At 44.5% G+C, this 6,903-nt stretch carries 3 protein-coding genes; all 3 read right to left on the bottom strand.

Annotated features, from left to right (window positions below; genetic code table 11):
• Positions 1 to 2,660: DUF6443 domain-containing protein (locus tag AC1WHX_RS09295; protein ID WP_481229216.1), on the bottom strand; the 2,660-nt coding region annotated here is incomplete at its 3' end.
• Between the two features lie 30 nt (positions 2,661 to 2,690).
• The gene (locus tag AC1WHX_RS09300; protein WP_122338258.1) at positions 2,691 to 5,780 is read right to left on the bottom strand and encodes an RHS repeat domain-containing protein; all 3,090 of its coding nucleotides are present in this window, start codon (positions 5,778 to 5,780) and stop codon (positions 2,691 to 2,693) included.
• A 13-nt stretch (positions 5,781 to 5,793) separates the two neighbouring features.
• Positions 5,794 to 6,903, bottom strand: a 1,110-nt coding sequence (locus AC1WHX_RS09305) for a hypothetical protein (RefSeq protein WP_481229218.1), incomplete at its 5' end; no start/stop codon positions are given.

The following is a 6,903-nucleotide window of genomic DNA, read 5'->3' on the forward strand; positions in this document are numbered from 1 at the left end:
GGATCAAGCGCATTAATGAAATTATTAGCGCAATAGGCGTAAGGGCTTATATGATAATACTCTTCACAAAGCGGGTCGGGCTGGTTGAAACGGTTTATCGGCGCGAACAAAGTACGAGCCCCGAAGAAGTACTCGTCCAGCCCGTTGTCATAAACGATTTCCTTGCCTGTCAGTCCGTAATTGTAAGGCGACCTTCTCTTTTCCCGCATAATCCCCGAAGGATAATAAATATTAGCTCTGCTGTTGTTCAAACTGTTCCAGTAGTGCCAAATTGATCCGAGATGATCCTTACTGGTATAATAATAAGAAAAAGACATCTTCCTACCTGTGCTGACCTCTATATTCCCTTCGGGCGTATTTATATACTTCTGTTGCGTCCTCTGATACCAATACACGTCGTTCCATTCGGACATATAGGAGATATACGGGTCGGTATTCTTGATCACGGAGTCGATAGGAACGGCCGTGCTTATCGAATAAGCCCCGGTAGCGTTTCGAATCTTTCTTCCGTCGGCCATATAATAGAAAACCGATAAGCTTTTGTCAGAAAAGGCGACGGTTTGGGGGAGATTCAGCAGATTATAGGTCGTCAAGGAAATTCTGTTGTCCTCATTTTTGATCAAGTTTCCGTTCGGATCATACTCATACTCGACATCTTTTCCTACCAGATTGGGATATACCATATCATTATATCCTCCGGAATAAGGCGAACCTTCCCCTCTGATGATCCTGTTGCCGTCATAAAACAACTGCACTCGGTTAATATAATCGGGTTGAGGATTTTGCGTACTTCTGACGATAGAAGTGATATTCCCCATTTTATCGTAAGTAAAAGCCTCGGCCGCAGCAGTTTTGACGCCGTCCCGAGTATATTGTTGAGAAGCGGTAAGTCTGTTCAGCCCGTCATAAGACAGTCTGAAGTGCGCGCTGTCGTGAGCCGAATAATAGACATCGGCGATATTCCCGTTATAAAGAGGCTCGACACCCTCCGGAAGATCTTCGTTATAATATATCTTCTCGTTCATAAAAGGCTCGTCGATTTCTGTCAACCATCCCCTGATATTATAATCGTACTTACAATCGAACTTTCCGTCGTGCAGCACTTTCCCGACCAACCTTCCGGCTTCGTCATATCGATATTCGGCAATCTTGATTCTTTCGTTCTTGTCAAAAGTCTGATATAACCGGGTTAGCCGTCCGGCATGGTCATATTCATAATCATAGACGATCGTATGGTCATAAGTCGCCTCCGGTTCAAGTATAGCCTTAGCGGGATATATGGAGTAATGCTCTTTCCGCACGGATATAGGCTGCCCGATGAAGTCGTACTTGGTAAAGCTGTAATTGTGGAATCCGGAAACAGAGCAGGCATTGGTCTGAATAACCCTTCCCCGATTATCATAATAAAGGGTCACATGCTCTTTCAGTTCAGGATTATTTAAAAGAGCGATGATCTGTCCGGTCAGTTTACCGGAGGGCCGCTCGATACGTTTACCGAAATCAGGCTTATCGACATAAGTCAAGAACGAATCCGACAACGCTTCAAAAGCATAGCTGTCATAATAGCTGACGATCAAGGGAGTCCGGGATTCATTAAAAGCGGCCGTATTGGTATATCCGAAATTCCCGTCCTGTCCTAAACCGATAAAACGTTCGCAACAAACCGTATCCCGGAATATCACCTCCCAATCTTCCCTACCGGCCGATGAGGGCAGTACCCCCCAGATCACTTCCCGCCCCAGTCCGTCATATTGATAATATTGCCATACCCCGTCTTTTCGGTTGTTCCCGTTTTGTTTCAGAATAAGGCGGTCGGAACGATCATAAACGAAATGCACGGGATCGCAGCCGGGCAACTTTTTCTCGATCACCCTGTCACGACCGTCATAACGATACACGTACCCGTATTTTTTAATTACCTCGGAACTGTTACACCCCCAGCTTGCCGTAGCTGTCAATTCATCGGCTGCCAGAGGCGGCAAAACGATCCGTTTACGCCCCCGGTCATCGTACACGATATACGTATCGTGCGGTTCAGTCCCATTCATTCTTCGTGTCAGGAGCAATTTCCCTTCGAAATCGGTAAAAGTATATACGACTTTCCCATCCTCGTCCGTTGTCCGGGCTACCGACAGTTCACCGGCAGCATACAAACCGCTTCGGATGAGTCTGACATCCTCTCCGTTATCTTCCGCCCGGAACTCAGCACAAGACAGGTCTCCGGAATCCGCATTGACGAGATATTCAGTCTTGACCGATTTCCCGTTATCCCTCCAAGCCGCTCCGGGTCCGTAAGATTCACGAATCCGATTCAAAGAGGAGTTTCCGTAGACACATCCGGAATAATAGTATGCATCCCCGTAATAATTTCGATTTCCGTCAGGTAGCGGCAACGATTCACTGACAGGCCTGTCGAGAATATCATAACCGAAGGTGAAGTGCAGGTCTTTCCCTTGTGGAGAAGCGCCTACCTGCACGGTTTCCGTATGCTTTCCGAAATTATCGTAGTACAACACCTTTTCCCTGAAACTGTTTCCGTCCTCGGTGGTCATGATCCGGTTTTTTACGTAGTGTCTGTTTTTATTCTGCCCTTCTGCCGTACAGACAACTCCCGAGCAGCAGGCAAAAATAAAAATAAGAAAATAATTTCGATTTTTCATGATTTTCCGAACATTTTAGATTTATATATATCAGTCAACGTTTATAATATCTATCCGTCCGAATTTCGGAGTGTTATATTCATTGGTGGATAATGTCTTGGGTACTCCGTTTTCTAAAATATAGGAACGGACGACACGTCCGAATGTATCGTACTCGAAATAAGTCGTCATTCCGTCGGGTTCGGTGATCGAGGTTACTCCGACCAAAATGCGGTGCGTATAAGTATATACCTGCGCTTCGGGAAGTTTCTGCCTGAGAGAGTTGATCGTCTCCATTTCGGTATCGGGAGATGTCATATTTCCGAGCTGTTCTACCCAAGCCTTGTCTTTCCCTAATGCCGAAAGTAATGCATCATAAGTGACATTGACGATTTTTGCTATGGGATATTGGTTGCAATATGACCAAAGGTAGCAAGTATAGGTGCGTCCGTCGGTCGTTACGGAACTTACGTTCCCATAGCTGTCATAAGTATAGCAAAGGCGGTCTTCGTATGCTTGCAGTTCGTCATTCCATGTGCGGGCTTTCAACGGTTTTTGTCCGGAATAAGAACAGGCAGTCATGGTAGAGTCGTTATTGTATATACGCTTGTACCCATATAACGGAGAACTGACAGCCTCGTTTGCGTAGTTGAACCGTTCTATAACCTCTTTTCCGTCACCTGTAGTCGTTTTCATGGCAAGGGGATTCAGGTGAGCGGTAGCATGGAATTGGGTATTCAGTTCCGGACTATCATCGAAGTATTCTTCGGGAAACTCTGTATTCGGCCGGTATATGTACTCTTGGGTAATCGTATTTGCAGCTTCTCCCGTATCGGAGTAACGTGTGATTTTTTCCCGTTTCAGGCGGGTTGTTCCTACTGTCTTTCCCCATCCGCACTCTTTGTACTGTTCTTGATACTTAGATTGATATTCTTCCAAATTGCATACCCGGGTCTTATAGGGACGTGATATGGCAACATAATAAAATTCTTTATCTTTCGGACCTTGGTATCCTGAATATTCATATTCGTGCCTTTCCGCTATTTTGTCATTTTCGAATATCTCCTTTTTTATAAGACGACCGCCATAGTAATACATGTCATCACCGTTATCCGGATCGAAAGGACGGCTGATGTCTTGTCTGATTTGATATCTGGGGTCGAACGGGTCGTTGCGACCTCCGCCGAATATGTTCCAAGAAGGCGTATCGAAAGTGTATTCTGTCCTCGTTTCTGTCGAAGAGGTGACTATCCGTTCCGTTACATACGGATACAATACCGAGCTTCCGTTTCCGAACGTGATGTTCGATACGGGAGCGAAAGCCCATGTCCGCAACCGGCACTCTTCTTGAGTTCCGGTTGTAGGATTTATTTTCAACAGGCGTTGTTCTACGCAATAGTCGCGTTCCGAAAGACCGACTTTAGGAATGCCCCAGCCGTCTCCGGAATATTCGATAGAGCGGGTAGAACGGGCATCAGGGAATTTATAAGCTCTATAATGAAAAAATCGAGTTTTTGACAGTCCATTGTTATTGAAATTCATTTCGGTTATTTTTTGTATGCGTAATCCGCCTGTATAGAAAATCGTATCGGATTTGTGTCCGTCCATATACCGCTCTATGCTTTTCCCGTGTCGGTTTACTTCGTAATCGAAGGTTGTGAATACGCCTTCGGGAGAGAGAATTTGGGTGAGGATTCCCGCTTTCATGTAGGATTCCCTGCATTCTCGGGCATTGCTGCCGAATGTGAAGTAGTGTTCTCCTTTATGATCTTTATAACTGTATCTTCCGTAAGGAGCGTAAATTTCCCGGTCATACCCTTGTGTTTTTTGCCTGCCGTTATAATATCCCCAATGGTCCATGGCATAACTGGCTTCGTCCGGGACATTTTCGGGCTTGAAGTAGTTGAACCGGTAATATTTTTTCTTCGTTTCTCCGGCATCTGTAATAGCGATAGAATCGAGTTTCGTTTTATATGGGCTCGAATTGTACGGGGATACGTAGAACTTTATGCGTTTGATCACCTGTCCGGTTTTGCTTTTCACGATCATCTCTCCGAGATTTCCATGAGTATCCATATTGAAAGTGACAGAGCCGTGATCGAAGTTTATCGTTTTGATTTTTCGTTCTTTTATATAATCTGCATGATACGGACTTTGAACCTTATAAGGCTGATTTCCTGCATAGCTTGAGCCTATGCTCACCGTACCGTCACTGTTGATCGTTCCGTATGATGTTTGGCTTCCTCGTTTTATGATAAGCCGATAACCGTATTTGTCATCTTCCATGGCGACGTAGTTAGAGGGATATTCACCGGATAATATGGGTTTGGCCATAAACCCCGAGTAACTGAATGTTATGGCAGCTTTGGTAGAGCCGGAAGACATTCTTTTACATAGCCACCGTGTGCTATAATCTCCGGTCTTTTCGGTGAGGTTATTATATTCTCCTCCGAATGAGTATGATATGCCGTCTTGGTCGGACATCAAAAATCCGTTTTCTTCAAAGTCGAAAATTCCACTGTTGATTCGTACCGGTTCATAAGGGCAGATAAGAAATTTCGGATATATAGAACGGTTGGAAGTACGGCTGTCATAAATCACCGGGATATAAAATGATCCGCGCTGTTTCGCTAACTTGAAGAAAAAACGGTCGGGCTCGCTGTCGATCTCTTTGTTCTCTATCCGTTTGAAAAATTTTACTTTCTCGTTTTCTTTCATTTTATCGAAAGAGTTTTTTTCCGTAAGGTATTTGCCTGTACGAAAACCTCCATTCGGGGCATCGTCGGGTATTCCGTTTATTTCCCGCATTATCGACGGTTCTGCGTTTAATGTCCATCCGCTTCCTACCCATCCGCTCAATTCCCGCACCTTGAGTCCGCTCGAGTGATAAGATAAGGTTATGGGCAGTTCTATGTCGCCTACTTTTATGGTATATAGCGGGATGGTTATATCGACCAGTCCGGTACAGTAATCGACCGGATAGCTGACATATTTTCGTACGGCCTCCGCTTCGGGCGAAACCGGAACTATTTGCGGCTGTTTGATAATTATCGGATTGTCTGCATTTCCTTTATCAGGGAAGAATATGCATAAAGCGACTGTTAACAGATGCAATGTGCGGGTGATGTGTATTCTTTTCATGGGATAAGTAATTTTATTCAGACCATATTTTTTCTCCTGCCGGTTGTCCGTCGATGATAAATCTTATTACATAGCGTTCGAAGATAGAACCGTTTATCTTTATTTCCTTGCGGTAATAACCTGCCTGCTGTGTCTCTTTGGGATACATTTTCAATAACTGTCCTTGGGCATTGCACAGAGCTATTTCCACATCTGCGCTTTCGGTCAAAGTATATTCCAGAATCAGATCTCCTCCGGCTTTATTGCCGGATAGTTTATATTCGCTTATTTTCGATTTGGGTATGACACTTTCGTTTTCAGAACTGTCTTTTGCGGCAAGTTTCTCTGCTTCTATTTTTTCACGGCGCAACAGGTTTTCCACATCTTCGGGCAGTGTGTAATACTGTTCATCGGGGGGATAGTAGAATGCCGTGCGGAAATGGGGTTCTTCTTTCCCGTTCCGTATCAATTTGTTTTCTATTGTTTCAAAAACAGGATAACGGTATCCTGCGGCATACCAACGGTAGGTGTCGGTGAGTATGACGAGCGTGTCGTTGGCTATCCGGTAATCTATGCTGTCGGGGCGGGAGCGTAGCTTTGCCGTGACCGAATCTTCAGACATATAGCTGCATTCGGGAATCTTTATTTCGGAAACAGATTTGCGCAGGGTGTGTACCCTCAGTATGTTTTCTAATGTATCTTCGCCTATTATCAACATGCCTTCGGCATCGGCTTCTACAATGCTCTTTCCCGATACGGTGAGGTCGATATTATGTTGATATTCACCGACATTGTAAAAATAACTTTCGAAACGGTCTCCGAAACGGAACGGATATTTCACCGATAATTCCGGTAAATATGATTTTTGTATCATCGTGCGGTTTTCCATTCCCGTAATTAACAGGGAGTCTTCTTGCATTTGGTATCTGTAAAAAGTTAAATGCTCATGTCCCGTCAGTAAACTGTCGTTACCGCTGTATCTTAGTTCATATCGCTCTTTTTCTGTCGTGAGATGATCGAAATACCAGATTTTTTTATCTCCTTTTTCTCCGGGATCGAAATAGGAAATGCGCTCTTTTGTGATTTTGTCTCCCGGCCTGGGAGCATTCTCCGATTTGTACAAGGTATTTTGTGCTTTTAGAGA

This window comes from Coprobacter sp. (genome assembly GCF_982436375.1).